Origin of the sequence: Paraburkholderia sp. CI3 (assembly GCF_050436505.1) — a bacterium.
Classification (GTDB): Bacteria; Pseudomonadota; Gammaproteobacteria; order Burkholderiales; family Burkholderiaceae; genus Paraburkholderia; species Paraburkholderia tuberum.
Window position 1 is genome coordinate 1558747 of sequence record NZ_JBNDMI010000003.1, and the last position, 26196, is coordinate 1584942.

The 26196-nt window shown below is 62.2% G+C and carries 22 protein-coding genes and 1 pseudogene; 10 read left to right on the forward strand and 13 right to left on the reverse strand.

Annotated elements, in window-relative coordinates:
- Window positions 1-4: 4 nt before the first annotated feature.
- The 3 genes from OKW29_RS15830 to OKW29_RS15840 are packed head-to-tail and all read right to left on the reverse strand — an operon-like array spanning window position 5 to window position 3647.
- The gene (locus OKW29_RS15830) at window positions 5-814 is read right to left on the reverse strand and encodes a 2-keto-4-pentenoate hydratase (protein WP_429291699.1); all 810 of its coding nucleotides are present in this window, start codon (window positions 812-814) and stop codon (window positions 5-7) included.
- Window positions 815-832: 18 nt separating this feature from the next.
- Window positions 833-1783 (reverse strand): 3-carboxyethylcatechol 2,3-dioxygenase, encoded by a 951-nt coding sequence (locus tag OKW29_RS15835; protein WP_429291700.1) that lies wholly within the window; start codon window positions 1781-1783, stop codon window positions 833-835.
- A 1-nt stretch (window position 1784) separates the two neighbouring features.
- Window positions 1785-3647, reverse strand: a complete 1863-nt coding sequence (locus tag OKW29_RS15840) for a bifunctional 3-(3-hydroxy-phenyl)propionate/3-hydroxycinnamic acid hydroxylase (RefSeq protein WP_429291701.1) — start codon at window positions 3645-3647, stop codon at window positions 1785-1787.
- Between the two features lie 220 nt (window positions 3648-3867).
- Between OKW29_RS15840 and OKW29_RS15845 the strand changes: the two genes are divergently transcribed.
- Entirely contained in the window at window positions 3868-4707 is an 840-nt protein-coding gene (locus OKW29_RS15845; RefSeq protein ID WP_429291702.1) for a DNA-binding transcriptional regulator, read from the forward strand.
- A gap of 14 nt (window positions 4708-4721) precedes the next feature.
- On the opposite strand, the pseudogene OKW29_RS15850 reads toward OKW29_RS15845, so the two are convergent.
- The 4 genes and pseudogenes from OKW29_RS15850 to OKW29_RS15865 all read right to left on the reverse strand — a co-directional run.
- A pseudogene (locus OKW29_RS15850) lies at window positions 4722-4838 on the reverse strand (sensor histidine kinase N-terminal domain-containing protein); the annotation flags it as partial.
- 26 nt (window positions 4839-4864) lie between these two features.
- Window positions 4865-5905, reverse strand: a complete 1041-nt coding sequence (locus tag OKW29_RS15855) for an ABC transporter substrate-binding protein (protein WP_429291703.1) — start codon at window positions 5903-5905, stop codon at window positions 4865-4867.
- 127 nt (window positions 5906-6032) lie between these two features.
- Window positions 6033-7418 carry a sensor histidine kinase gene (locus OKW29_RS15860; protein WP_187619659.1) on the reverse strand — a complete coding sequence of 462 codons (1386 nt, stop codon included), beginning with the start codon at window positions 7416-7418 and terminating at the stop codon, window positions 6033-6035.
- Between the two features lie 2 nt (window positions 7419-7420).
- The gene (locus tag OKW29_RS15865) at window positions 7421-8098 is read right to left on the reverse strand and encodes a response regulator (RefSeq protein WP_018423692.1); all 678 of its coding nucleotides are present in this window, start codon (window positions 8096-8098) and stop codon (window positions 7421-7423) included.
- 279 nt (window positions 8099-8377) lie between these two features.
- Here OKW29_RS15865 and OKW29_RS15870 point away from each other — a divergent pair, with 279 nt between their 5' ends.
- The 7 genes from OKW29_RS15870 (at window position 8378) to OKW29_RS15900 (ending at window position 15797) form a co-directional block, all read left to right on the forward strand.
- On the forward strand, window positions 8378-9397 hold the full coding sequence (locus tag OKW29_RS15870; RefSeq protein WP_184024646.1) for an ABC transporter substrate-binding protein: 1020 nt from the start codon (window positions 8378-8380) through the stop codon (window positions 9395-9397).
- A 39-nt stretch (window positions 9398-9436) separates the two neighbouring features.
- Window positions 9437-10231: an ABC transporter ATP-binding protein gene (locus tag OKW29_RS15875; RefSeq protein WP_184024643.1), complete on the forward strand. Its 795-nt coding sequence runs from the start codon at window positions 9437-9439 to the stop codon at window positions 10229-10231.
- A 16-nt stretch (window positions 10232-10247) separates the two neighbouring features.
- A complete protein-coding gene (locus OKW29_RS15880) occupies window positions 10248-11111 on the forward strand; it encodes an ABC transporter permease (protein ID WP_184061632.1) in 864 nt (287 codons plus the stop codon).
- Between the two features lie 285 nt (window positions 11112-11396).
- Window positions 11397-12872, forward strand: a complete 1476-nt coding sequence (locus tag OKW29_RS15885) for a tetratricopeptide repeat protein (RefSeq protein WP_429291704.1) — start codon at window positions 11397-11399, stop codon at window positions 12870-12872.
- A 54-nt stretch (window positions 12873-12926) separates the two neighbouring features.
- Window positions 12927-13409: a glycoside hydrolase family 108 protein gene (locus OKW29_RS15890; protein ID WP_429291705.1), complete on the forward strand. Its 483-nt coding sequence runs from the start codon at window positions 12927-12929 to the stop codon at window positions 13407-13409.
- The gene (locus tag OKW29_RS15895; RefSeq protein WP_429292516.1) at window positions 13409-14101 is read left to right on the forward strand and encodes a hypothetical protein; all 693 of its coding nucleotides are present in this window, start codon (window positions 13409-13411) and stop codon (window positions 14099-14101) included. The genes OKW29_RS15890 and OKW29_RS15895 overlap by 1 nt, the downstream gene beginning before the upstream one ends.
- 151 nt (window positions 14102-14252) lie before the next feature.
- Window positions 14253-15797 (forward strand): alkaline phosphatase family protein, encoded by a 1545-nt coding sequence (locus OKW29_RS15900; protein ID WP_429291706.1) that lies wholly within the window; start codon window positions 14253-14255, stop codon window positions 15795-15797.
- 524 nt (window positions 15798-16321) lie between these two features.
- Here the strand turns inward: OKW29_RS15900 and OKW29_RS15905 are convergent.
- The 4 genes from OKW29_RS15905 to OKW29_RS15920 form a co-directional block, all read right to left on the reverse strand.
- Entirely contained in the window at window positions 16322-17467 is a 1146-nt protein-coding gene (locus OKW29_RS15905; protein WP_429291707.1) for a porin, read from the reverse strand.
- Window positions 17468-17544: 77 nt separating this feature from the next.
- On the reverse strand, window positions 17545-19185 hold the full coding sequence (locus OKW29_RS15910) for a 3-(methylthio)propionyl-CoA ligase (protein WP_429291708.1): 1641 nt from the start codon (window positions 19183-19185) through the stop codon (window positions 17545-17547).
- A gap of 113 nt (window positions 19186-19298) precedes the next feature.
- Window positions 19299-20138, reverse strand: a complete 840-nt coding sequence (locus tag OKW29_RS15915; RefSeq protein WP_429291709.1) for an SDR family NAD(P)-dependent oxidoreductase — start codon at window positions 20136-20138, stop codon at window positions 19299-19301.
- A gap of 81 nt (window positions 20139-20219) precedes the next feature.
- Window positions 20220-20693: a 2,4'-dihydroxyacetophenone dioxygenase family protein gene (locus OKW29_RS15920; protein ID WP_429291710.1), complete on the reverse strand. Its 474-nt coding sequence runs from the start codon at window positions 20691-20693 to the stop codon at window positions 20220-20222.
- A gap of 194 nt (window positions 20694-20887) precedes the next feature.
- On the opposite strand from OKW29_RS15920, the gene OKW29_RS15925 reads away from it, so the two are divergent.
- Complete coding sequence (locus OKW29_RS15925; RefSeq protein ID WP_429291711.1) at window positions 20888-21916, forward strand: helix-turn-helix domain-containing protein; 1029 nt, start codon at window positions 20888-20890, stop codon at window positions 21914-21916.
- Between the two features lie 113 nt (window positions 21917-22029).
- On the opposite strand, the gene OKW29_RS15930 is transcribed toward OKW29_RS15925, so the two are convergent.
- Complete coding sequence (locus tag OKW29_RS15930) at window positions 22030-23613, reverse strand: DUF1254 domain-containing protein (RefSeq protein ID WP_429291712.1); 1584 nt, start codon at window positions 23611-23613, stop codon at window positions 22030-22032.
- 759 nt (window positions 23614-24372) lie between these two features.
- On the opposite strand from OKW29_RS15930, the gene OKW29_RS15935 reads away from it, so the two are divergent.
- Window positions 24373-25017 carry a hypothetical protein gene (locus OKW29_RS15935; protein WP_429291713.1) on the forward strand — a complete coding sequence of 215 codons (645 nt, stop codon included), beginning with the start codon at window positions 24373-24375 and terminating at the stop codon, window positions 25015-25017.
- Between the two features lie 243 nt (window positions 25018-25260).
- On the opposite strand, the gene OKW29_RS15940 is transcribed toward OKW29_RS15935, so the two are convergent.
- Window positions 25261-25917 carry a 2OG-Fe(II) oxygenase gene (locus OKW29_RS15940; protein ID WP_429291714.1) on the reverse strand — a complete coding sequence of 219 codons (657 nt, stop codon included), beginning with the start codon at window positions 25915-25917 and terminating at the stop codon, window positions 25261-25263.
- Window positions 25918-26196: the final 279 nt, after the last annotated feature.

Here is a 26196-nt window from a genome sequence, read left to right on the forward strand (position 1 = left end):
TGCGTTATGCGGAAAAAGTCGCGCGGACGCTGCCGAGACCTTCGATCTGCGCGCAGTAGGTGCCCGGCTCCTTGACGGCGACCATCGGGCCCAAAGCGCCCGTCATCAGCACGTCGCCGGCACGCAGCGGCGTGCCGAGCTGGACCATGCGATCCGCGAGCCAGGCGGCGGCATTCAGCGGATTGCCGAGACACGCGGCGCCATTGCCGCGCGACAGGACTTCCGCATCCTTCGATAGCGTCATCGCGCAGGCCGCGAGATCGATATCGCGCAGCAGGACCGGGCGGCTGCCGAGCACGAAGCGCGCGCTCGACGCGTTGTCCGCGATCGTATCGACGAAACGGATGTTCCAGCCTTCGATGCGGCTGTCCACCACTTCGATCGCCGCGACCGCATACGCGATTGCGCGCATCAGATCGGCGTACGTGTGGCGCTCGTGCAGCAGATCGTGTTCGAGCACGAGCGCGATCTCCGCCTCGACCTTCGGCTGGATCAACTGCTCGAGAGGAATCGACTGGCCGTCGCCATACGCCATCGATGCGAACAGCGCGCCGAAGTCAGGCTGGTCGACACCGAGTTGACGCTGCACCGCCGGCGACGTGAGTCCGATCTTGCGGCCGACGACGCGCTCGCCCGCCGCGATGCGCGCGGCCACGTTGGCCTGCTGCACCGCGTACGCGAGCTCCTCGGCGTCGGCCGGGTTCGACAGGTCGACGAAACGCGGGTCGTCGCGCAACGGCGCGATGGTCGCGCGCGTACGTTCCGATTCGCGCAGGCGCAGCGCGAGCGCGTCTATATTGCTTTGAGTAGTCATAGCGGGTTCCTGATTCGGTTAGACGTGGGCCGTCACGGGTCGCGCGTGCATCGCGCCAAAGCCCGCGATCCATTCGGGGATCGGACGGTAGTAATCGAGCGACGCGCGATACGGGCCGCTCGCGTTCAGTGCGCCGAACGCGGCGATCCACGTGCGGATTTCGTGCGCGGACTTGCCGGCCTCGCGCGTGATCGCGCGGTTGGTCAAACCGTCGAGCGCGGTGAGTTCGCCGTCTTCGAGCAGCTTCAGGAACGCGCGATCCCATTCCGGATTGAGCGGATGCAGACGGCTGTCGCCCGCGGCGAACGCGCGCGCCGCCGCGATCGTGCGCGCCTCACGCGCCGCACGCGATTCGGCCGACGGATTGCGGCCCGCAATCAGACGCTCGGCGACTTCCTCGCTCGCGCCCGCGAGTTCCGGCACCGGCGGCTCGTGCGAGATGCCGCCCGAGCCGATCACGAGCACGCGTTGCTTCGAGCGTGCGAGCGCTCGACCCAACGCATCGCCGAGCAGACGCGCTCGGCGGCATGAAGCCATCGGCGCGGCCACCGCATTGATGAATACCGGCACGACCGGATATCGATCGAGGCCGCCCGTCAGAATCTCCAGCGCTTGCGCGCAACCGTGATCGACCTGCATGCGGTACGAGACGGCGACGTCGACGTCGCTCGCGAGCACCGCTTCGGCAAGGTCGAGCGCGGTATCGGCGGGCACCTCCAGCGGACCGGCGAGGCTCTTGAAGTCGCCGATCGCGCTCGCCGATGCGCCGATGCAAAACGGCGGCATCACGTCATAGAAGAAACCGTTGTAATGATCGGGCGCGAACACGACGACCAGTTCGGGATCGAACTCGACGACGCGCGCACGCGCTGCCGCATGCACGCGCTCGACTTCCGCGACGACTTCGGGCGCAGGATCGTAAAAGCCATGCAACGGCGTGTGCGATAGGCATTCGAGCAGCATCGGCATATCAGGCTCCGGCGGTTGCTGCGGTGGCAAAAGTGGCGACGGCATCGGGCGCGAACGCTGCTTCGTTGCGAGAACCGGCCACGTCGGCCCGCCCCGCCGCGTCGAGATGCAGCTGCTGCGCGAGTTCGACGACGAGTTGCGACACCTGCTGCGGCGAGCCCATGCCCGCGACGAAACGATCGGGACGCAACAGCACGACCGATTCCGGCACTCGCGTGAACCAGTCCTTCAGCCGCGTGTTCACATCGCCGATCGCGATGACGTCTTCTGGCACGTCGTCATGGAAAGACAGCTGCGTGTCCGGCTTCGCGACCACGAAGCAGCCGCCGAGCCGCTGCCAGATCGCACGCGCCGGCTCCGACAAACCGAAGGTCGGTTCCGCGCCCCAGCCGACGATCGCGAAGCGGTTGCCGAGCACATCGTCGAGTCGCACGACCTCGCCGCTCTCCGTGCGCACGCGCGGTTGAATGAACATGCGGCCGACCGGCGAATGACAATGCGGGTCGCGTCCATACACGAGACGGCCGAGCCGCGACTCGCGCTTCTCGCTCATCAGACCGAGCAGGCGGCCCGGCGCCGAATGCCCCGCGCGTTCGAGCGCGCGCGCGAGCCAACCACGCTTGCGCGGCGTGCGCGCCAGCAATACGACGCCGCGTTCATAGCGTGGCATCGGCTTGAAACGCATTTCGACGAAGTAGCGCTTGACCGCCGGGAACCAGTTGAACGTACGCACGAACGCATCGCGAAACTTGATGCCGAAGCGGCTCGTCGGCGCGAAGATGTCGCCCGCGACCTCAGAGAGGTGGATCATCGAGCGCGCATGCGAACGGCGCTCGGCGGTGTAGCTATCGAGCAGCGCATCGCCGGCGACGCCCTTGACCACCATCGCGAGTTTCCAGCCGAGGTTGCTCGCGTCGCGAATACCGCTGTTGTAGCCCTGGCCCTGCCACACCGGCATGATGTGCGCGGCGTCGCCGGCGAGCAGCACGCGCTTCACGCGGAAGCTGCTCGCGAGGCGCGCGTTGTGCGTATAGACGCGCTTGCGGATGTAGTCGACCTGCTCCGGCTCGGCGACGACCTTGCGGATCAGCGCGGCCATGTTCTCCGGCTTCGACAGCTCTTCCTCGGTCTCGCCGGGCATCACCATGAATTCGAAGCGGCGAATCCCGTGCGGCAGCGCGGCCGACACATACGGGCGCCGCGGATCGCAATGCATGTACACGTGCGGCGAGCCGATCGGGTCATTGCGCACGTCGACGACGATCCACTGATTCGGTTTCGTGCGGCCCTCGAACGGCACGTCGAGGGTGCGGCGCACGAAGCTGTTGCCGCCGTCCGCACCGACCACGTACGACGCGCGGATCGTGCGGCGGCCGCTCTGCGCGTGTTCCGCTTCGATCGTGACGCCGCTGCCGTCCTGCGTGAACGAGTCGACCGTGTGGCCGAACAGCACCTCGACATGCGGGAAGCGTTGCAGGCCGTCGTACAACACGCGATCGGCCAGCGGCTGAATGAACGCGTTGCGGCGCGACCAGCCGAATTCGTCGGTGCGCGGCTCGATCGATGCGAAGCAATGACCGTTGCTCGTGACGAAGCGCATCCAGTGATCGGGGGTTGTGTGCGGCAGCAATGCATCGGCGAGGCCGACGGACTGAAACACGCGCAGCGCTTCGTCATCGAGGCCGATTGCGCGCGGATAGTCGATGATCCCGTCGAGCTTTTCGATCAGCACGACGCGAACGCCCTGCAGGCCGAGATAGTTGGCGATCATCAAACCGACCGGGCCGGCGCCGATGATCGCGACGTCGGTGGTGACGGGTCCACTGTGGCCTTGCGCGGCCACCGGGTCGAGCGGTTGGGGCATGTTGTCTCCGTATGTCGACCAGCGTGACCGGGTCGAGATATTCACGGAGCGCGGCGGCGGGAACCGGCTGTCGCCATGGCGAAAAATCGCCTGCGGGCAACAGCTTGCGTCTCCATGAAATCGTTGATTTGTTGGCAGTCTAGGACCGGCCACCTGCCCGCTCAACAAAATCTGGAAATTGTGCATAGAATGCACATAGTTGATTTGATTGAGGTTTCAAGTGACGAAATACACGAATGTGCGAGGTCTGTCGCGCGGCTTGCAGGTGCTGCAGGCGCTCAACTCGATGGACAGCGGCCGCGCGACGAGCCAGCAGATCAGCGAGCTGACCGGCCTGCATCGCACCACCGCGCGGCGGCTGCTCGAAACGTTGATGGAGGAAGGCTTCGTGCGGCGCAGCGCGTCGGACGACAGCTTCCGGCTCACGCTGAAGGTGCGCGCGCTGAGCGAAGGCTTCACCGACGACGAACGCATCGCGACGATCGCGCCGCCGGTGATGGGGCGTCTGCTGCAACGCGTCGCGTGGCCGTCCGATCTGACCACGCCCGACGGCGACGCGATGATCGTCCGTGAGACCACGCACCGCTTCAGTCCGCTATCGTTTCATCGCGCGATGGTCGGCCGCCGTTTACCGATCCTGCTGACCGCGGCGGGTCGCGCGTACTTCGCGATGTGCCCCGACGAGGAGCGCGAGGACATTCTCGATCTGCTGCGCGCGGGCGCGGGCGGCGAGGAACAGAAGGCGCTCGCGTCGAACGACGCGTTGATTCGCAGCCTCGTGCGACGCGTGCGCGCGGATGGGTTTGGCTCGAATCACGGCGACTGGGCGGATCAGGGGAAGATCGGCGCGGTTGCCGTCGCGATCGTGTTCGAGGAACGCGTGCTCGCGAGTTTGAACGTAGTGTTTCTGTCGCGCGCGGTGTCGCTCGCGGAAGCGAAGCGGCGCTATGTGCCCGAGTTGCAGACGGCCGCGCGGGAGATGGTCGAGGAACTCGCGGCGCAGACCCGCGCGAGGAGCGAAGCGGGCAAGACGCGTGCGGGACGCGAGCGCAAGTCGTGAGGTGGCATTCGCAGCGATTCGAACAGTTCGAGCGCGGCCGGTGGAATCTGGATCGTCACGGAGCCGTTGTCCCAGTCGATATCCTCGCCGATGATCCGCATCGACGACAGCAGCGCATTGTCCTGAACCAGGAGCGACCCACGCGGTCAGCCCGCTTTCAAGGCTTCACGTCATCGACGAACTGATTGGTAAACGTGCGCGACAGATCGATATGCCGCCCCTTCACCGCCGGATTGAAGCTCGACAGTACCTTCAGCACCGTCTGCGGACCGTCGGCTGGCATCTTGCCGTCGACGGTGTACATCGGCAGCGAGGCCTGCAATGCGCTGATATACAGCGCCCTGTCGTTGCCGATGTCTTCTTTTGGCATCTGCGCGGCGATTTGTTCCGCGCTGTGGGTGTGCATATAGCGCAGCGTCTTGACGAATGCGCGCGCGAGTTTCGCGGCTACGTCGGCATGCGCGTCAAGCCACGTGCTTTGCACGTAGAGGCTCGACGCCGGATACATGCCGCCGAGCGCGGCGCGCGTGCCATCGACATTGCGCATGTCGACGAGTACTTTGGCGTCGCCCGCTTTCAATAGTTGAGTGACGGTCGGCTCGGTCGTCATACCCGCGTGAATGCGTCCTTGCCGCATCGCCGCAATGAAACTGCTGTCCGCGCCGACCGGCAGCAGCGTGTATTGCGTGGACCGCACGCCCGCGCGCTGTGCGAGGTACTGCGTGAGAAAACTCGTCGAGGAACCGAGCCCCGTCACGCCGAGTGTTTTTCCGCGCACGTCGGCCATGCTCCGGATCGAATCGGCCGATTTCGCCGCGACCAGTTGCACTTCGCCGGGCACCTGGCCGAACACGACGATCGTCTTCACTTCCTTGCCGCGTGTCTGCAGATCGATCGTGTGATCGTAGAAGCCGACCACGCCCTGCACCGCGCCCGCGAGCATTTCGTTTTCGCCGTCTATTCCAGTCGGCTGCGACAGCAGTTCGACGTCGAGCCCTTCGGCCTTGAAATAGCCGAGCCGTTCGGCAAGACGCGCCGGCAGATAGATGAGCTTGTTGGTACCGCCCACCATGATCGCGAGTTTCTCCGGCGCGGCGGCTTGCGCAGACGTCGCAAGTCTCGCGAGCGCGCACAGCGCGAGCGACGCCGCGACGGCGGCATAGGCCGCGCGCGAGAAACGCGTCAAGGAAAGCTTCATTGGGGGTGTCTCCGTTATCTTGTGTCTGGGCGCCGCGCGGGTCGCCTGCCCGTGATTTTGAAGGTGCAAACCCTTCCCGATGCTTTTCACGGCTGTGCATGTTGCGCGAACCTCGGGTTTATCCCGATCACTTCGGCGTTGCGCGCGGAAATGTCACGGCGATATGCACACCCTTGCCGCCCTCGCCCGCCTTCAGCGTGATCTCGCCGTGATGGGCGTCCGCGATTTCGCGCACGATCGCAAGACCGAGGCCCGTGCCCTCGGTATCCGTCGACGCACGAAAGAACGGCTCGAACACGCGGCTGCGCGATTCGGCCGGAATGCCGGGGCCGTTGTCGGTCACGCTGACCGTCACCGCATTGGCCGCGGTATCAGCGTTCACGGCGACCGTCACGTGACCACCGCTGCCCGTATAGCGAATCGCGTTCTCGGCGAGATTCGCGATCAGTGCCTGCAACAAGCCGCGATGTCCGAGCACCGGCGCCGCGCCGTGCAATTCCGCGCCCAGATCGATTTCACGTGCCTGCGCGAGCAGGCCGAGATCTTCGACGACCTCCATCGCGAGCGGCACCAGATCGACGCGTTCCATTGCGAGCTGCGAGTTGTCGGCGGCCTCGGCCTGCGCGAGCAAAAGCAGCTTGTTGGTGAGCCCGACCATCGAACGGTTGCTTCGATGCATCGCGGCAAGCGCTTCGTCGAGCGCGGGATTGAGGCCTTCCTGCTGCCGCGCGAATTGCAGTTGCGTGCCGAGCAGCGTGAGCGGCGTGCGCAACTGATGCGCGGCGTCGGCGATAAAGCGCCGCTGCGCCGCCACCTGCACGCCGAGCCGCGCGATGCACTGATTGATCGCATCGACGATGGGCCGCAGTTCCGTATGCAGACGCTCGACGCGAATCGGTTCGAGCTGCATCGGATCGCGGTCGGCCACCTCGTCTTTCACCTTCATCAACGGCCGCAACTCGAACGTGAGCCCGATGCAAACGAGCGCCACCGCCAGCGCGATCATTTCGAGCTGGCGCACGAGTTGCGGCCGCCACAGCTGTTGCGTCATCGCATCGCGCGAGCGCACGGTCTTGCCGACCGTCACGCGCACGGGACGCGTCGCGCCGTTGTCGTACATGAGCCGCACGATGTCGACAGCGCGCACCTGCTGGCCGTGCAACTGCGTGTAGTACGAATCCGGCACGTCGGGCGCCCGCAGCGGACGCGGCGGGAAATCAGGCGTACCCGCGAGCAGCCGCCCATCGTCGACACGCACGCTATAGAACACCTGGTCGCGATATGGCGATGCGAAGATCTCGAGCGCGGCGGGCGGCACATCGACACGCAGAAAGCCGTCGCTCCATTCGACCTCGCCCGCGATCATCCGCGCCGACGCGACCAGCTGATTGTCCTGCACCAGATTCGCGGTGTGCCGCGCGTTGTCGTACTCGGTCTTGCCGGTCACGAACACATAAAGCGCGAGCGGTACGAGCAGCCACCACAGCAGGCGTATGCGTAGGCTATTGGCCATCGTTACTGGTCGTCTTCCCGCTTGCGCAGCAGATAGCCGAGCCCGCGCAGCGTGACGATCGCGGCCGAGCTGCCATCGAGCTTCTTGCGCAGACGCGAAATGTAGATCTCGACCGCATCCTCGCTCGGCTCGTCGGCGAGCGTGAAGATCGCATCGACGAGCGCCGGCTTCGTCACCGTCTTGCCGAGGCGCAAGATCAGCGCTTCGAGCACCGAACGCTCGCGCGGCGTCACATTCAGCGGCGCGCCCTTCAGCGTGAACTGGCGCGTGTCGATGTCGAACGACAGATCGCCGCACACCACCTCGCCCGCTTTCGACGGCGACTGCCGCCGAATCGCCACCTTGATGCGCGCGATCAGCTCGCGCACTTCGAACGGCTTCACCAGATAGTCGTCGGCGCCGGCGCCGAGCAGCTCCACCTTCTCGTCGATCGAGCCGCTCGCGGTGAGGATCAGCACCGGCGTCGCGTCGCCACGCTGACGCAGCCGGCGCAGCACGTTCTTGCCCGACAGCTTCGGCAGGTTCAGGTCGAGCAGGATCACGTCGTAGTGATTGGTGCGCAGCAGGCGGTCGGCTTCATCGCCGTCCTGCACGGCGTCGAGCGCGAAGGCTTCCTGCTCCAGCATTTTCGCGAGCCAGTGCGCAAGCGTGGGGTTGTCTTCGATCAGCAGCAGCTTCATGGCGGCAACGGCAAAAGTCAGGTCGTCGATTGTGCATTAAAACAAGGGGGCTGCGCGCATACCGTGTGGTTTGCCGCATACGTCCAGTGCCCGCCGCGAGCGCAGTGCCGATCCGCGCGCAATTTCGGCGCATTTTCGGCGCATTTTCGGGTTAACACCCATGGTTTGCGCCAAACCCCGAAAGCTGCCAGAAGGTTTCGCGTTTCTATAATCGCCCCCATTGACCCAGAAAAGCGCCGCGCACCACGCTCGCGGCGACCCACCTAAGGAGACTGCTTCATGCGTACCTTGCGCCAGATTGCCGCTGTATCAGGAGTTGCGTTCGCCCTTGCCGCCGCATCGGCCGCCGCTCACGCCGAGAAGATCACGATCATGGTCGGCGGCGCCACCAAGATCATCTATCTGCCGGCCAAGCTCACCGAGCAGCTCGGTTACTTCAAGGACGAAGGCCTCGACGTCGAGATCCTGTCGCAGCCGGCCGGTGTCGATGCGGAGAACGAACTTCTCGCGGGTGCGGTGCAAGGCGTGGTCGGCTTCTACGATCATACGATCGACCTGCAGAGCAAGGGCAAGGAAGTGCAGGCGCTCGTCGTCTTCGGCCAGGTGCCGGGCGAAGTAGAAATGGTCTCGACGAAGGCGGCCGATTCGCTGAAGAGCATGGCCGACGTCAAAGGCAAGACGCTCGGCGTGACCGGCCTCGGTTCGTCGACCAGCTTCCTCACGCAGTACCTCGCGCAGCGCGCGGGCGTGCCGTCGACGCAATACACGATGTTGCCGGTCGGCGCGGACAACAGCTTCATCGCCGCCGTCAAGCAAGGCCGCATCGACGCCGGCATGACCACCGAGCCGACCGTCTCGCAACTGCTCAAGACCGGCGACGCGAAGGTGCTGGTCGACATGCGCAACGTGGACGGCACGCGCGCCGCGCTCGGCGGCACCTACCCCGCTTCGAGCTTCTACGTGCAGCGCGCGTGGGCCGAAGCGCACAAGGACGAGGCCGCGAAGCTCTCGCATGCGTTCGTGAAGACGCTGAACTACATCGCGACGCATAGCGCCGAGGACATCGCCGCGCAGATGCCGAAGGACTACTACGGCAACAACAAGGACCTGTACGTGAACGCGCTGAAGGCGTCGCTGCCGATGTTCACGAAGGACGGCAAGATGCCCGCCGACGGCCCGGATACGGTGCTGAAGGTGCTGTCCGCATTCAATCCGTCGGTGAAGGGCAAGCATATCGATCTCGCCAAGACCTACACCAACGACTACGTGTCGGCGCCGGTCAAGACCGCGTCGAAGTAACGCTTCCTTCATATTCACAGAACTGCGAGGCACCCGCCGATGAATCAACCTATGTCACGCGAGACGCCAGCGATCGAAATGCGCAACGTGTCGTGCCGTTTCATTTCCCCGGACGGCAAGGCCACGATCGCGCTGCGCGACTTCAGCATGTCGGTGGCACGCGGCGAATTCGTCGCGGTGGTCGGCCCGACCGGCTGCGGCAAGTCCACCACGCTCAGCATGATCACCGGCTTGCTGAAGCCGACCACCGGCGAAGTGCGCGTGATGGGCGCGCCGGTGGACGGCATCGATCCGCGCATCGGTTTCGTGTTTCAGGCCGATGCGGTGTTTCCGTGGCGCTCGGTGCTCGACAACGTCGCGGCGGGTCCGCTGTATCGCGGCCGCTCGAAATCGGCCGCTTACGACGAAGCGAACGAATGGCTGCGCCGCGTGGGCCTCGACAAGTTCGGCAAGCACTATCCGCATCAATTGTCCGGCGGCATGCGCAAGCGCGTCGCGCTTGCGCAGACCTTCATCAACAAGCCGGAAATCCTGCTGATGGACGAGCCGTTCTCGGCGCTCGACATGCAGACGCGCACATTGATGCAGGACGAGTTGCTGCAATTGTGGGGCGGCGCCGGCTCGGTCGTGTTCGTCACGCACGACCTCGAAGAAGCGATTGCGCTCGCCGACCGCGTGTTCGTGCTGACTGCCCGCCCCGCCACGCTGAAGAAAGTCTACGAAATCGATCTGCCGCGACCGCGCGTCACATCGGAGATCCGCTACGACTCACGCTTCATCGAAATTTCGCGCGATATCTGGCATGACCTGCGCGAAGAAGTGCAGATCGGTTAATCAAGGAACGGCAAACATGTCTACACCCTCTCAACAGATGATGCCCTCGGGCATCGACGCCGCGTCGCTCGCTCACGTCGAGCGTATTGCGCAGAAGAAGATCCGCCAGCGCCAGGTTCTGGTGATTTCGCTGCGCATTCTCCTGCTCGTGGTCGTGCTCGGCGGCTGGGAACTGTCCGCGCGCCTGAAGTGGATCGACCCTTTCTTCTTCTCGATGCCGACCGAGATCTTCGCTCAGATCGTCGACTGGTTCGTGAACGGTACCTCGCAAGGGCCGCTGCTCACGCAGGTGTGGGTCACGCTCGAGGAAACGGGGCTCGGCTTCATCATCGGTTCGATCGGGGGCATCTTCTGCGGCATCGTGCTCGGCCGCAACAAGCTGCTCTCCGACGTGTTCAGCCTCTACATCAAGATCGCCAACTCGATCCCGCGCGTCGTGCTCGGCTCGGTGTTCGTGATCGCGCTCGGGCTCGGCATGGCGTCGAAAGTCGCGCTCGCGGTCGTGATGGTGTTTTTCGTCGTGTTCGCCAACGCGTTCCAGGGCGTGCGCGAAGCGGATCGCTACATGATCGCGAATGCGCAGATTCTCGGCGCGTCGCGCCGTCAGGTGACGACCTCGGTCGTGATTCCGTCGGCGCTCAGCTGGATTCTCGCGAGCCTGCACGTGAGCTTCGGCTTCGCGCTGGTCGGCGCGGTGGTCGGCGAGTTTCTCGGCTCGAAGCAGGGCATCGGTTTGCTGATCTCCACCGCCCAGGGCGCGTTCAATGCGGCCGGCGTGTTCGCGGCGATGATCGTGCTGGCGGTGGTCGCGCTTGCCGCCGACTACCTGCTGACCGCGGTGGAGAGTCGATTGTTGAAGTGGCGGCCGAGTTCTGTTTAAGCCACGGCAGCGCAGAGTCCACAAACAGTAGTTCGCTTCACCGATGCCGCTCAGTCTTCTGGACTGAGCGGCATTTTTATTTGCTAACGCACATCCTGTCTCCCGCCAGCAAACTGTTTTTCGCAATACGTTGGCCACCTCGCAACACTTTTCTCTTTCAATCCCCCGCCAGAAGCCAACATCCGGCTGCCAGTCCGTTCCATGCGCTATGGCACGTTCGATGCATACCCACCGCGCAAGTCAGGCGATTGCCAACATCGATCGCGGATCGAAGCGAGGTGAGTCATGTCGAGTGCACAGAGTCAACGCCGGTCAACCAACGGGTACGGCGGCCCGTTCATGCGCGCCAACACCGCGAATCGCCGCGATCGTCATCATTCGAGCGGATTCGTGCTGTTCGGCTTGCACACCGCCGGTGTGATCGGCCGCGGACCGAAACGCCTCTGGCCGTATGTCTTGCCCTGGTTGTTCATCCTACTGACGATCGGTTCCATCTGCCTCGTCGTGCGCGGCGTGCTCACGCGTCAATTGCTGGTACCGCCGGTGGAGACACCGCAAACGCTGACCGAGCGCGGCTATACGGCGAACTTTCTCGCCGAGCGGATCATGTCGGCGATGAAGGAAATCGGCCAGGATGCCGAATCGATTCCGCACGACACGATGACCAGCAACGACGCGCAGCAGGACATCCAGATTCCGGGTCAGGAAATGTCGTATGCGACGACGGTGCGCTTCATCAAGGGCGTGCTCCAACGCGACGATGTCGCCGTGCACATCGGCATCACGAAGACGAATAGCAGCGCGGATTCATACGTCGCGCACGTGCAGATAGAACACGGACCGTTCAACGGCCGCGAAAGCACGGTGCCGTTCGAAGGGCGCGACCTCGAAAAGCTCGTGCACGACATCGCAGTCACGGCGATGCGCCTCGCCGAACCTAACATCCTCGCCAGTCATCTGTTCACGCAGGTGCAAAAGACCAAATGCTCGCTCGCGCAATGCGACTATCGCGAGATCGTCGGGATCTATGACGAAGTCCTCGCGTTGCCCTCATCCGAGCAAGCCCAATGGGCAGTGGCGGGCAAGGCGTGGTTGCTCGACAGTCAGCAGCGCTCCACAGAGGCCGAGCAGCAGATCCGTGAAGCATTGACCCAATACAAGCACTCGGCGGTGCTGCGCGCGGGTCTCGGCATTGCGCTCGAACAGCAGAACCGCATCGACGATGCGCTAAAGGAACTGCGGGCCGGCGCGAAGGAAAAGTCGCGTACCGCTGAAAACCTGCGACTGCTCGGCGACGTGCTGTTGCATTCGAACAAGCACGATCGCGAAGCACTCGAAGCATTCAGGCAGGCTGCCAAGATGAACCCCGACTCCGTCGACACGCTGCACGACTGGGCCGAGGCGCTCGTCAAAACCGGCCACGACGACGAAGCAATCGACAAGCTGTCGCACGCCGTCGCGTTGCGTCCCGATCTCGCGCCGTCCTATGTGGAATGGGGCCACGCGCTGGAACACAAAGGCGCGCTGCGCGAGGCCGCGCGCAAGTATGCACAGGCATTGCAGCTCGACGCCGGCACGTTGTCGGCGCGCGAACGCGAGCTGGCGCTCTCGACGGACGCATCGCCCGACGAAGCCGACACCCGGACATCGAGGCCTGACCTGCGCGTCACGCCCGTTTCGAATCCCATGACGTCGTACCCGCTTCGGGCATCGCTCGATACGGTACGCGACGCCGTAGGACGGGCGATGCGAGCGGCCTGAGCCGCGCGCATTCGCCATTTGAGTTGGCAACACAGCCGAACAGGAGACAGTTCGATGGACAGCTTCGAAGATGCATTCAAAGCCTTGATCGGAAACGAAGGCGGGTACAGCTTCAATCCGGCCGATCCAGGCGGCGAAACGATGTGGGGTGTGACAGCGCGCGTCGCGCGCAGTGAGGGCTATAACGGCGCAATGAAAGACCTGCCGCTCGATACCGCCCATCAGATCGCCAAGCGCAGGTACTGGGACCCGTTGCATCTCGACGAACTCGATCCGCGCGTGGCTTTCCAGATTTTCGATGCGAACTACAACGGCGGCCTCGTCGTGCTGTGGATGCAGAAAGCGTCCGGCGCCACGGAAGACGGCAAGTTCGGCCCCGACACGCTCGATGCGGTCAAGAACGCCGATCCGATGAAGTTCGTGATGCGCTTCGCCGCGTATCGTCTGCGGTACCTGCGGAACCTGCATTCGTGGCCGAATTTCAGCCGCGGCTGGACCGAACGCATGGCAGCCAATCTTCTCCTGGGAGCAGCATGATGGACTGGTCTAAAGTTGCGAAGAATATCAATAGCACCGCCCCGCTTCTCGCCGGGCTCGTGGGTGGTCCGGTCGGCCTCGGCGTGACCGCTGCCGCCGCGATCATCTCGCACGCGCTCGGCACGCCGAGCGACCCGGCCTTCGTGGAACCCGCGTTGAACGACCCCGGCGCACTCGAAAAACTCCGCCAGGCCGAAAGCGCGAATTCGCTGCAATTGCAGCAGTTGATGGTGACGGCCGCGCAGTCGAGCCTCGCGCACGACGCCGACATGGCCCGCATCGCCGCGAGCGACACCGCGAATGCACGTGCGATGGGTGTCGCCAATCGCGACTGGGTCCCGAAGGTGCTCGCCATGGCCGTCACCACCGGCTTCTTCGGCATTTTGCTGCTGATGGCGTTCCAGCCTTTGCCGGGTACCAACAAGGATCTCGTCAACGTGATCGTCGGCGCGTTGGGAACCGCGTGGATCAGCATCATCGGCTATTACTTCGGCACGTCGGTCGGCTCGATGCGCAAGACCGAACTGCTCGCGAAGCCGAGCGTGCCGATCACGGCCGATAGCGCGTTGACGTTGCGCGAACCGGCGTCGCAGTCGGGAGCGCACGCACCGGCGGCGGCCGCGCCGTCCGGCGACCACTTCCCATCGTTCGCGCCGGGCGGACAAGGTCCGATCTTCTCGGGCGGCAGTTGAGTCGAAGCTACGCTAAGCGAATCATGCACGCGACGAAGTACATTGACCGTCGCGTGCATGTCCGCCTCAAAGCAGGGCTCTTTCGCCAGCGCGCGTTTTGCGCTAAGTTGGCAACGCGAAGTCCATCCCGTCCCGAGTGGAGCGATAGAAGATGAGTGACGTCGAGCAGAACGCGCAGAACGATCCGATCGAACACGTCGTGCTACTGTTGATGGAGAATCACTCGTTCGACCAGATGCTCGGCTGCCTCGACGCCGTGCACGACAAACTGGACGGCGTGCGCAACGCGGCCGGCAAATCGAACGCCGACGGTCAAGGCCACACCTTCTATCCGCGTGAAACGCGCGAGCGGCAGATGAAGCACGATCCGAATCACGAGCACAAGGCCGTGATGGAACAGATCGCCGCCGACAACAGCGGTTTCGTGCGTACGTTCGTGAAGGACTACCCGAAGAGCAGCCTCGCCGCGCGGCAAGACGTGATGGGCTATTACCCGCTCGGCTTTCTGCCCGCGCTGCACACGCTCGGTTCGCAATTCACCGTGTGCGACCGGTGGTTCTCGTCATTGCCGGGGCCGACGTGGCCCAACCGTTTTTTCGCGCTGACGGGTACGTCGAAAGGCGAGATCGGAATGCCTTCGGGACTCGACGGGCTCAATCCGCGCTGGTACACCGAGCAGGATCAGGACACGATTTTCGATCGGCTGAACGCCGCGCGCAAAACGTGGAGCGTCTATTTCTACGACTTCCCCGCCTCGTTGCTGCTGAAGAACCAGCGACGCGCGGAAAACCTCGCGAATTACCGCTCTTTCGATAAATTCTTCGAGGACGCAGCGGGACCCGCCAGTCAGTTTCCGCAATTCGTACTGGTCGAGCCGAAGTACTTCGGCGAAGCGCAGAACGACGATCATCCGCCGCACAACATCATGAAGGCAGAGAAGCTGATCGCGGATACCTACAATGCGCTGCGCTCGAATCAGGCGCTGTGGGAGCGCACGTTACTGGTGGTCCTCTACGATGAGCACGGCGGTTTCTACGACCACGTATCGCCGCCGGCCGACGCGCTCGCGCCCGACGACCACACCGCGAGCTTCGATTTCAAACGACTCGGCGTGCGTGTTCCCGCCATCCTGGTGTCACCGTGGTGCGAAGCCGGCGTGTGCAACGAACGATTCGATCATTGCAGCCTGCTGAAGTACCTGTGCGACAAGTGGCAAATGCCACCGCTCGGCAAGCGCACCGAGGCGTCCGCGAACCTCGGTGTGGCGATTCGCCGTGGCGGCGGCGCGCGCACCGATACGCCGCCGTTTATTCGCGTGCCCAATCAATCGCTGATTGCGCAGCACGTCGAACTGGAGCGCAAATCGTCGAATGGCAATCAGCATGGCCTGCATCATTTCGCCGACTATCTGCACGCGGAACTGGACCGGCTCGCCGCCGAGGCGGTCGAGGCGGCCGCGCAACTGGCGCGCACCGGCAACGCATGGGTGCGCTTCAAGAGCGCGTTGGGCTCGCTGATGATGAGTCTCGGCCAGTGGCTCAGCAAGGACTTCTACGACGCACGCGACCAACGCGATGCACGCACGAGCCAGGCGTTCACGCGCTTGCGGCAATCGGTCCGTGAGGCGACGCCGGGCATCGCGCGAGACGATGCGGAAGAAACGGCCTCGTCCGTCAATCCGGTCTCGGAGAAATAGCACGCCGCAAAGCGGTGGTAGTGCGGAACGTTGCCGGATGCCAGAGTTCGTGAAATCGCGGACCTTGGATTTCTTCGACTATTTCAATCGTCTTGACGCAGTGGCCGGTTGGCAGTGACGGTATCAGTGAAGCGGACGGTGAATCGTGCCACAGAAACCGGGAATTTCGGTTCGGGACCGCCGCAGCGCAGCGCCGCCGGCTATTTTCCCGGCGACAAGCGCCATCGCGCGGACAACGGCCACTAGCCGCCGTTGGAGGATCGCTAGATCTGCGCCTCCGAGCGTCCGGAGTTCGCCATAAAGGCGACATCTGCTGGGATTCGCATGGCGCTGCCACCACGGCCGAACCCACCGCTGAGGCTCTTTTGGTAGCGTACAGTCTATAAGGCACTGCATCGTTTTGCGCGCCATGTCCGAGGTGGCAGTCTCATAGCCCACACTTGTGTGAAAAACGAGCCGAGCGTTTTAGCGAATAGGCGGCGGGTGTCGCGTGCAACAGTTGCGCTGGTCGCTTTCCGGAACAATCAGAACGCGTGACGCAGGCCCACCATGACCGCCACTGTGCCCATGCCAGGCGCCACCGGCTGACCGTAGGTGATCGTCTGGGTCATATCACCATGGTTGTTCACCCAACCGACCTGGCTATAAACCAGCGAGGTCTTGGACAGACTGTATTCGGCGCCGCCCGCGACCACCAGCGACTTGTTCTTCGAGTTGTTGCGGTCCCTCAGGTAATACACGCCGCTCGTGAGCTTCACGGCCGACGAGACCTGATAGCCCAGACCACCCGAATACAGGTCGAGGCTGGTGCCACCGAACGGATTCGCGGCATTCTTCGTCGCGGGGTTCGCACCGTTGCTATACGATGCGGACATCGAGATGCCGTTGAGCGTCGTATATTTCGCACCCAAATACCAGTAGCGGTTGTTAAGAAGTCCGGTGGCAACCGTCGTCGCGCCAGGGTTGGTGTCGTGACCAACGTAATACACGGCTGACAAATTGAGGCCGTAGTTCGAGTACTTCAGCACCGCAGATTCGCGCGTGCCGCCCTGGAAGCTGCCCGCCACACCGCCCGGCGCGTATTCGAGCAAGCCCGACACGCCGTAGAATTTTGGTGACTCGTAGACGATCGCATTGCTGTCGTACAGCGCACCGATCGGCCCGTTGGTGCTGGTGCCCGGCCAGCCTGCCGCGGTGTTCATGCCGATCCACGCGGTCAGGATGCTGCCGAAATACTGCGCCGAGCGAACGTCTGTTTCCGCCATCGCGTAGGCCATCGGCACGATCTGCCGGCCCGCATTGACCGAGCCGAACGGGCCTGACACGCCGACCGTCGCCACCTGGTTGAAGATCGCGGTCGCGCCGGCCGTATCGGCGAGGCCGGGCTTGCCGGTACCGCTGTCGAACGCCCCTTGCAGCTTGAAGTTGACGTGGTAGCCACCGCCAATGTCCTCGCTACCCTTCATGCCCCAGATGCTCGAGTAGACACCGCCATCCTTGAAGCGATAGACCGCTCCGAGGTTCTTCGCCGCCGGACTGAACGAGGCCGCCGCGGTGCTTTGATATAACAGCCCCGAATCGACGACGCCGTACAGCGTCACCGACGATTGTGCGTATGCCGTGCTTCCCATTGCAGCCACCGCGGCCGCCGCTGCCCATTTCACTTTCATTGCGTCTCCAGTTTTATTGCTTTGAAAACCCGTAACGAGCTGCATCCATGCTCAACACAAAAAAGACAGCCTGCCCCTCATGAGGGCAACAGATAGTCCTGAAACGCTTCGCGCAGCTGGTTCTTCAACACCTTGCCGGTGGCGCCAAGCGGCACCGCATCGACAAACACAACAGCGTCCGGTGTCCACCATTTGGCGATTTTTCCGTCGAAGAACGCGAGCAAATCCTCTGCCGTCACCTGGGCATTGGGCTGCTTCACAGCGAGCAGCAGTGGCCGCTCATCCCACTTCGGATGCTTTGCCGCAATGCAGGCCGCACTCGCGATCGCGGGGTGCGCGACTGCGAGGTTCTCGATTTCGATCGAGCTGATCCATTCGCCGCCGGACTTGATCACGTCCTTGCTGCGATCAGTGATCTGCATGAAGCCGTCGGCGTCAATGGTCGCGACATCGCCGGTCGGGAACCAGCCGTGAGTTTCAGCGTCGATTTGAAGAGGGTTCCCGCCTTCATTGCGGAAGTAGTTGCGCACCACCCATGGGCCGCGCACCAGCAGATCACCCGAGCTCACGCCGTCCCACGGCAGTTCCTGGCCGTTCGCGCCGACAATCTTCATATCGACGCCAAACACGGCGCGACCCTGTTTGGATTGCACGGCGCAGCGGTCTTCCGGGTGCATCGCCAGGTGTTTGCGCTTCAGTGCGCCGACCGTCCCGAGCGGACTCAGTTCGGTCATGCCCCACGCGTGCAACACCTCTACGCTGTACCCATCCTGGAACTTGCGATGCATCGCGGGCGGGCAGGCTGCGCCGCCAACAACGGTGCGCTTCAGGGTCGAGAATGTCAGGCCGCCTCGTTCCAGATGCGTCAACAGGCCTTGCCATACTGTGGGCACGCCGGCCGCGAAGGTGACCTGCTCAGCCTCCATCAACTCGTACAGCGAGTTGCCGTCCAGCCCGGGGCCGGGGAAAACCAGCTTGGCCCCGACCATGCATGCGATATAGGGAAGGCCCCACGCGTTGACATGGAACATCGGCACCACCGGCAGGATCACGTCGCGCGCCGAGCAGTTCAGGGCATCCGGCAGCGCAGCTGCATAGGTGTGCAGCACCGATGAGCGATGCGAGTACAGCACGCCCTTCGGATTCCCGGTGGTCCCCGATGTGTAGCACAACGTACAGGCGGTATCCTCGTCGAAGCTCGGCCACGCGTAAGTGGTGGAACTCCGATCGAGCAAATCTTCATAACACAGCAGGTTGGCAATGCCAGTATCCCGCGGCAAGTGCGCGAGGTCGGTCATCGCGATGAATGCCTTGACCGACTTGCAGCTGCCGGCAATGGCCTTGACCAGCGGCAGGAAGGTCAGATCGAAGAACAGGTACTGGTCTTCCGCGTGATCAACGATATAGGCGATCTGGTCCGCGTGCAGGCGCGGATTGATCGTATGCATCACCGCGCCCATCCCGGATATGCCGTAGTACAGTTCCAGGTGTCGATAGCCGTTCCACGCCAGCGTGCCGATTCGATCAGACGCATTGACACCCAGGCGGGTGAGCGCATTGGCCACCTGGCGCGCACGGCGGTGACAATCGTGGAACGTATAACGATGGATGTCACCCTCCACCCGGCGCGACACGATTTCGGTATCGCCGTGATGGCGATCCGCATGCACGATCAGTGACGAAATCAGCAACTGCTTTTGCAGCATCAAGCCGTTCATTTCGGCAGTCCATTCCCTAAAGCAGAGTCGCAGGCGACACCGCGCTCCGAGGACGAGGCCATCGACGTGCGTCCTTGCGGCGCCCGGTTAGCGGAGTCCTCCGATTGCGAGTGTTACGAATAGCCGAGCTTTTTTGCCTCGGCGAGCATCAGCTTTTCGACCAGACGGCGTGACAGCCGCTTCGCGTTGTACATGAGGCGCGCGAATGGCCCGACCAGCACGATCGCCTCTCCGACCATCACGGCATTGACGATCGCATCGGCGACGAGATCGGCACTTGCCCCGTTCTTCCGGTAGTAGGCCTGAAGCGTGGTCAACTGCGAGTCGCTGATTGCGTCTGCGACGTTGGCACGCGAACTGGTGATATCGGTGTTGATAACCCCCGGGCACACGGTGGTCACACCAACTGAAGTTCCGGCGATTTTCAGTTCCATCGTCAGCACGTCCGAGAATCCCAGAACGGCGGATTTTGTCGCCGCATACGCGCTCATGTTCGGTGCCGGCGCAATCGCCGCCAGCGAGGCGACGTTGACGATCCGCCTACAACCACCCGCCGCGATCATCCTTGGCAGGAAGTAGTGGCAGCCGTGCACCACCCCCATCACGTTGACGCCAAAGGTGCGGTTCCATGATTCGAGCGGGCTGCCGATAAACGGCCCCAGATAGCCGATGCCTGCGTTGTTGACAAGGACGTCTACGGCGCCCACCTGATCGTGGACGGCATCGGCGAAGGCCTGCATGCTGGCCTGGTTCGAAACGTCGGCTATCCTGGCAAAGCAGTGAACGCCCAGCTCGTCGATCGCCTTGCGCGCCTCGTCCAGCCGCCGCTCATCAATATCGGCGATGACGAGATTTGCGCCTCGCCGCGCGAACGCCAGCGCGGTCGCATAGCCAATGCCCGCCGCCGCACCCGTAACAAGGACCCGCTTACCCCGCAAAATACTGATTTTCATATGCATCTCATGAACTAGCGAACTTGAGCGGCCGGTCGGCAGGCGGCCGTAAGGATTTGCGGCGCGCCGACCAGCGTGCGGTCAACCACCGAATGCCGTCAGGTCCTTGGGGATCAGGCGGTTTGCCTCGCAGTACGCGAGATAGCGCTCCATACCGGTCTTCCAGTTTTCCTTCGCGATCACCTGATCGTTGTCGTTCAGGTAGAGGAGATCGCCCTGGACGATGTTCAGCGCGATGATCTCGTCATCGCCGGGCAATGCCAGCGGCGTGTGACTGGAGCCGGCCGTTTCGAAAACGATGCTGCCAGGACCCGCGACCCAGTCATGCTCGGCATATTTCCAGCGACCCTTTATCGTGTAGACGATGACCGTGCCGGTGTGATGGTGCTTCGGCATCTGTGCGCCAGCGGGTGCCTTCAGGAGCGTGATTGTTTCGCCGCGTGTCGGGTCGAGCTTGAAGTACTTCACGAGGACATCAGTCGAGTACGGCGTGAACGGGACCCACGGAATTGACGCATCATCAATGCACTCGGTGGCCACTTTTTCATAAAACATGCTTGAGTCTCCAGATCAGGGTTATCAGCGCTATCACGCAGAACACCTTTGTTCGTACGATGTGCCCCGCTGTGCTTGCGTAACGACATGATCGAGCTTGAATAGCATCGCTGGCTTGGTCAGAATGAGACACCTGCTTGTCACTTTCAGACAGGCGAAATATTTGGCAACCAGACCAGATACGGAGACCAATTGTGGGCATCACTGCGGACCGTGTTCCCAGTCGCTACTACGCGGTGATTGGAGAGATTCTGCGTGCACACACTCCCGACTACGAGCGCTTGCTCGCGAACGCGAACATCAATGTGCAGGGTCTCGAGGACCCGGAGGGCACGCTCACGATCCCCGAGCTTGAAGCCCTCATTGACGTCGCATCCCGGATAACCGGGCGTAATGATCTGGGCTACGAACTGGGACGACAGGTTCGCCTCAATTCACACGGCCCGCTTGGCTACGCGCTGCTCAGCAGCCGAAACGTCGACCAGATTCTGCGGCTCGCGGTGCGCTTTTATCACCTGATCGTTCCGATTTTCACGATGCGCTATGAGCGGCGCGGAAAATACGCAGAAATCGCATTTACGCCCTCCGCGGTGATGCACAACCGCACGCTGCAGTTTTTCCTCGAAGCGCTAGCGATGTCGTTCCATGTGCAAGCCCAGATGCTGCTGGGAACGGACAACGAAGGCTACGACATTTATCTCTCGATGGAGGCACCGCCTCATGCCCACCGTTATCATGGGAACGGACCGGCGCGCTTTCACTTCGGCGAATCGCGGGTACCCGGCGTGACCGTCAGAATCTCGACCGATATGCTGGACAAGCCGCTACCCATGGCGGACGAGCGCGTCGTACGACAGGCAGAGGCCCAGTGTGAAGCACTGTCTCGCAGATCGCCCCGGCGAGGCGAGTGGGGCGAGTTCGTCACGATGATGGTGCGCGAGAGTGAGAATCTGCAACTCACGCTTGAGGATGTGGCACGCTCGCTAAATATCACGTCGCGTACGATCAGCCGCTACCTCAGTCGGGAGGGCTTAAGTTTTCGCGATGTTTCGCAGCGTGTTCGTTTTGAGCGTGCATGCGAACTTCTGGAGGCCGGCGAATTGACTGTTTCACAAATCGCTTTCCGCCTTGGCTTTACGGACATCGCCAATTTCAGCCGGGGGTTCCGCCGTTACAAGGGCATCAGTCCCACCGGTTACGCTGAATCGCATCGATCCCAATGATCACTTAGATACCGGGCGCGGTGCCGCGCACGCCACATCCACGGCGTCGTGCTGCGCGGCACGTCCTGACAGCTGCGGCGAGAGGTTCACTCACTGTTCTACCGCAGCGGAAATTACCCGTTTGTCAGCTGCTGAACGGACGGGGGAACCCATTTCCCGTCAAGAACCTCCGCCTTGGGGTCGTATAGGCGCAGCATGAGTTTGAATCGACCTGGGGGGGCCGGGAGCCAGTTCGACACTTTTTCGTCGCTGGGCCGCGAATGTTGAAGCCATAGATCGAGCGAACCATCGGGATTGAAGTGCAAGGCGTCGCGATCGCCAATTGCATACCGTCTGATGGAGTTATCGACAAAGAACATTTTGTCGTCATACATCGTGAGCGACCAGAATGCCTTCGCGGGCGGTAGCCTGTCGCGGTCGAAATGCAGAACGTACCGGATTTCTCCGGTTAGCGGATTCCCCTTTGCGTCAATCGCGGTCATGGGATAGACCGCATCCTTCGGCCCGTTCGCTCCCAACCCAACAAGGCTCACAATGGCCCGTAGAGGATAGCGTGTCTCGTATTGCCCCAGGTTCAGCGGAATCCGCCAGCCATTGCGGACATTGAGCAGGACTTTGTCCATTGCCGATGTCGTCGCTCTGAACAACGCACGTTCTACTGGATTGATATCTGTCAGACCTTGGGTTCCCGGCGATCTCGCGTCGAACAACGCCCGCACAAACCAGACCGAATCTTCGAGAGCACGACGTGTCGTCGGGTCCATCCGCTTCCAGACGAGCGGCTTACCCGGTTCAATGCCGAGATGGCGAAGTTTCTCCACCATAGCCGCGTCCGCCGGACTTGGCGGATTGTCTCCCATCAGCATGGACATGCGCGAAAAGTATTCCTGTGCATTCAGGCGAGCGACCTGCGTCACAACGGGTGTTTGGGTATCGATCGACAGATCAGTGCGAGGCGTCGCGGCATCATTTTCCTGATGCTGCAGAAACCTCGAAAGCGGGACCAAATGGTATTGGGCCTGAACCTGGTGTACCGCAGCAAAATCGGCCGGGCCGCGCGTATAGGTGCGGCCAATGATCCAGTTCATGGCAGTGGGTGACTTTATCTGGATCATCCCATCTGGTACGGCTCCGTTCCAACCTGGCCCGGAGATCAGGTACTGCTTCGCCTCAGCACCATATTGGCGGGTGCCTAGGGACGCGAACGCGTTTGTCCAGGCGTCCAGGACCTCCATCAGCACCCATCGATCGTGCATGTCCGGCATGCTGAGCACCATTGGCTCCGCCTGCAGATCAAGCCAGGCGATGCTGTACAGCGTATCGGCATTGGGAGCGACAACGTCTTTGAATGTATGGTCGGGAAATGCCTTGACATGACTGAACTGATTAGCCGGGCCAGCTCCGGGTTTGCGTTGTACGTCACCCTCGGTCATCGGGGCGGGCGCGGTCATTACGCGCTTCGTCATGTCCATTGTGATCAATGGATACGCGTATAGATAAGCTTGCACCCCGTTTTTGAACGCCAGCCAATAGGGCAAATTTATAAGACTTACGATTCCGACGAAAGCAACAAAGGCAATCGGCACCGCAATTCGCAGTTTAAGTCGACTAGTCATCGTTCTAATACCCAGCGTAACGAAGAAGTTGAAAGCCGCCCGACGATCATCGCCGGGCAACACGTTTTCGGAGCGCGTCAAACGAGGACTTCCCGGACGGCCTAGATGTCGCTCTGCTGCACCGGACGCGTCAGCACGCCTGCCAGCGCATTGCATGATGACGCGGTGCTGACGGTCGTGGCTTGGTCAGATCCGGACAACCGTTTGTCATTTTCGGACAACTGGGCAGCCACTTTCATCGTGTTACCCGTCTTACGGGTTCGAGCACGCATGACAGTCCGAATCACGCTTAGTAAGCTCGATCACCTGCGTTGCCGATGAGCGCGGAAGATGTGGGCGCTGATCGGTCAATGGACTCCGGCGGCGATAAAGCCCGTTGATGGAGCAGAAGTTTTCCGCAGCGCTGCGAAGACGCCAGTCGGCCGCAGCAGCCGACGGACACCTCCCAGAGCTAATATTCTGAATGTCCGCTGTACACCTCTGAGCGAAAGGCGGGCAGTCGGAGGTCGATTGTCTCTTCAGGGTCGTGTACGGCAGTTCAGTTGCCCAGATTCTGCCACCTCCTTCCATTCGATAACCGCTGTGGTAGAAGGAGACTTCGCGAGAAGTCGATAGACGCCCGTCCGCTCATCCTCTGATCCTGTGCGAGGATCGACCCGTCTGATGTCCGGCGGCAGGAGCGGCGGCATAAGCCGCGCCATTGCCGCCGCGCAAGCCGGTAACATGCGAATAGCGCAGAATAGGATCGTGAGCATCTTCAAACGCGCGTGAGAGGAAGTGGCGCCCGATTTCGGTCGTTATAACCTACGCGTTAGCGACAACCTTGTTGCAGAGAGCCCAATGAAGAAAGGAAAGACGAAATTTACCCGCCATGATGCCGAGCGCCTTTTCGAGGGTCTGCCTAATGGGAACGTGAAAGTATCGAGCCGGCCAGAGAACCCATTCGATGCAGGGGTGTTCGACGAGGTCGAGCGCGTCGACGACGAAGCCAAACTCTGGAAAGACAACCTCATTACTCTTCCGATGGCGATCGAGTTGCCTGCTGCCTACGAGTCGGTATCTCGCATGCGCGAGTCGATGGCGAAAGCATGGCGCGCGAAGTGGGTAAGGGAAGGTAAAAACGAGGTTGTCACTGAGTTTCCTGAAGGTTGGACAGCCGTTCGACCGGAAAGCGGACCCATAGAGTTGCGAGATCCATCCGGCGTGGTCCGCGCCTTATACGGGTGGGCCGAGGATGCTGAGCTCAGGATTCTGCCGCGGTATCTGGTTGAGTCACAGACGGACAGTTCAAGCGGACTGGGCAGCTTGCTCGTCCGTGATCGCGTGAACGGTCAAGTACTTGAGAGGTCGTCGATCTGGTCGGCTCAAACTGGTACCAACCATCCCGATTGGGCCAGGTTGTCAGAGTGGCTCAACTTACACTATCCACAACATCGCGACCCGCTTCGGTACTGGGAAGATTGCGAGGAAAATCTCCAACACTGAGCTATTTTTTGGGGACTCTGTTCCCGCGTCTGCTGCACCCTGGGTGACGGGGGCGCAATGAGGGCTCACGGCTTGATTGGGCTTCCGAGCTCGGCCACATTGTCGTGACTCGGCGTTGGCTTCGCGCGTACGCCATCGGCACCATGCCGAACTGGACACTAACGAAATCCGGCAATTGATTGTCAAGCTGATCCGAAAGGGCGCGATCCTGGACGTTAACCACAGATGCGCACGCGGTTCGGCTTACACCCGCTGCCTCATCCAGCATGCAATGCTCATGCGGTCGCGCGTGGCGGGCAGCACCTCGTGTTCAAACTCCGCCGAGAGAAACAAGAGCAGCGTTCCGGCGCGCGGAAAGACGTCGTGATAAGACTGATCGGCAAAGTATAGCCGCAGTGCGCCGCCCTCGGCGTCCTGCCACGCTTCGTTGAGGTAGAACACAGCGGAAATCACGCGGCTGTCGCTGTTACGCAGGCAGTCGAGGTGGCGTGCGTATCCGGCACCTGGCGGATATACCGCGTAGTGTGATTCGCTATCGACCAGACCGAGAAACAGGTCGCGGTTGAGCGCGTTCCGTAGCGCGTCGATGCGATCGGCGAACGCCTGCTGCCGCTTGCTCAGCGCGTCGGGTTGGAACCAGTGCGTGCTATCGCCGCGCAAAAGTGTGGCAGCGCGATTGGCCCCCACACGGGCTGGTGTCAGCAACTGCGCGTCGTGCATGGCCATGCATTCGGTCGATAAGGCCTGCGTCTGGCTCGGCGACAAAAAGTTCGACACGACACACCAGCCGTCGACGGCGAGCGCGCGTGTCGCGATGTCGAATTCGCTGGATCGGGAATTCGACGCGACATCGATTGCCTCGTCCGGCGCGGCGTCGCCGATCAGGCAATCAACCAGCAATTCGATTTCCGCTTCAATCAGGGGGTGTTCCAGAAATGTATCCGTTTTATTTGTTCTTCCGCTGGCGGCTCGATCGAGTACTCGCTCGGGTCTGCTACCAGCTGGTCAAAACCATCAAGCGTTGTCGGGGGCGCGTCGAACGCGGGCATTGACACACGCCGGACCCAGGAGGAAGAGCAGGGTCGAGGTGGTCGATCTGTTGGGACAACCGCGCAGTCTACACGAGTGGGACGAAGGCTGAACGAGCGACCACGAAAGACCCTGGATTACGAAACACCG

Excerpts from the sequence above, each read along its gene's own strand:
- OKW29_RS15830 (WP_429291699.1), bottom strand. The coding sequence starts at position 814 with ATGACTACTCAAAGCAATATAGACGCGCTCGCGCTGCGCCTGCGCGAA.
- OKW29_RS15835 (WP_429291700.1), bottom strand. The coding sequence starts at position 1,783 with ATGCCGATGCTGCTCGAATGCCTATCGCACACGCCGTTGCATGGCTTT.
- OKW29_RS15840 (WP_429291701.1), bottom strand. The coding sequence starts at position 3,647 with ATGCCCCAACCGCTCGACCCGGTGGCCGCGCAAGGCCACAGTGGACCC.
- OKW29_RS15855 (WP_429291703.1), bottom strand. The coding sequence starts at position 5,905 with ATGAAGCTTTCCTTGACGCGTTTCTCGCGCGCGGCCTATGCCGCCGTC.
- OKW29_RS15860 (WP_187619659.1), bottom strand. The coding sequence starts at position 7,418 with ATGGCCAATAGCCTACGCATACGCCTGCTGTGGTGGCTGCTCGTACCG.
- OKW29_RS15865 (WP_018423692.1), bottom strand. The coding sequence starts at position 8,098 with ATGAAGCTGCTGCTGATCGAAGACAACCCCACGCTTGCGCACTGGCTC.
- OKW29_RS15870 (WP_184024646.1), top strand. The coding sequence starts at position 8,378 with ATGCGTACCTTGCGCCAGATTGCCGCTGTATCAGGAGTTGCGTTCGCC.
- OKW29_RS15875 (WP_184024643.1), top strand. The coding sequence starts at position 9,437 with ATGAATCAACCTATGTCACGCGAGACGCCAGCGATCGAAATGCGCAAC.
- OKW29_RS15880 (WP_184061632.1), top strand. The coding sequence starts at position 10,248 with ATGTCTACACCCTCTCAACAGATGATGCCCTCGGGCATCGACGCCGCG.
- OKW29_RS15885 (WP_429291704.1), top strand. The coding sequence starts at position 11,397 with ATGTCGAGTGCACAGAGTCAACGCCGGTCAACCAACGGGTACGGCGGC.
- OKW29_RS15890 (WP_429291705.1), top strand. The coding sequence starts at position 12,927 with ATGGACAGCTTCGAAGATGCATTCAAAGCCTTGATCGGAAACGAAGGC.
- OKW29_RS15895 (WP_429292516.1), top strand. The coding sequence starts at position 13,409 with ATGGACTGGTCTAAAGTTGCGAAGAATATCAATAGCACCGCCCCGCTT.
- OKW29_RS15900 (WP_429291706.1), top strand. The coding sequence starts at position 14,253 with ATGAGTGACGTCGAGCAGAACGCGCAGAACGATCCGATCGAACACGTC.
- OKW29_RS15905 (WP_429291707.1), bottom strand. The coding sequence starts at position 17,467 with ATGAAAGTGAAATGGGCAGCGGCGGCCGCGGTGGCTGCAATGGGAAGC.
- OKW29_RS15910 (WP_429291708.1), bottom strand. The coding sequence starts at position 19,185 with ATGAACGGCTTGATGCTGCAAAAGCAGTTGCTGATTTCGTCACTGATC.
- OKW29_RS15915 (WP_429291709.1), bottom strand. The coding sequence starts at position 20,138 with ATGAAAATCAGTATTTTGCGGGGTAAGCGGGTCCTTGTTACGGGTGCG.
- OKW29_RS15920 (WP_429291710.1), bottom strand. The coding sequence starts at position 20,693 with ATGTTTTATGAAAAAGTGGCCACCGAGTGCATTGATGATGCGTCAATT.
- OKW29_RS15935 (WP_429291713.1), top strand. The coding sequence starts at position 24,373 with ATGAAGAAAGGAAAGACGAAATTTACCCGCCATGATGCCGAGCGCCTT.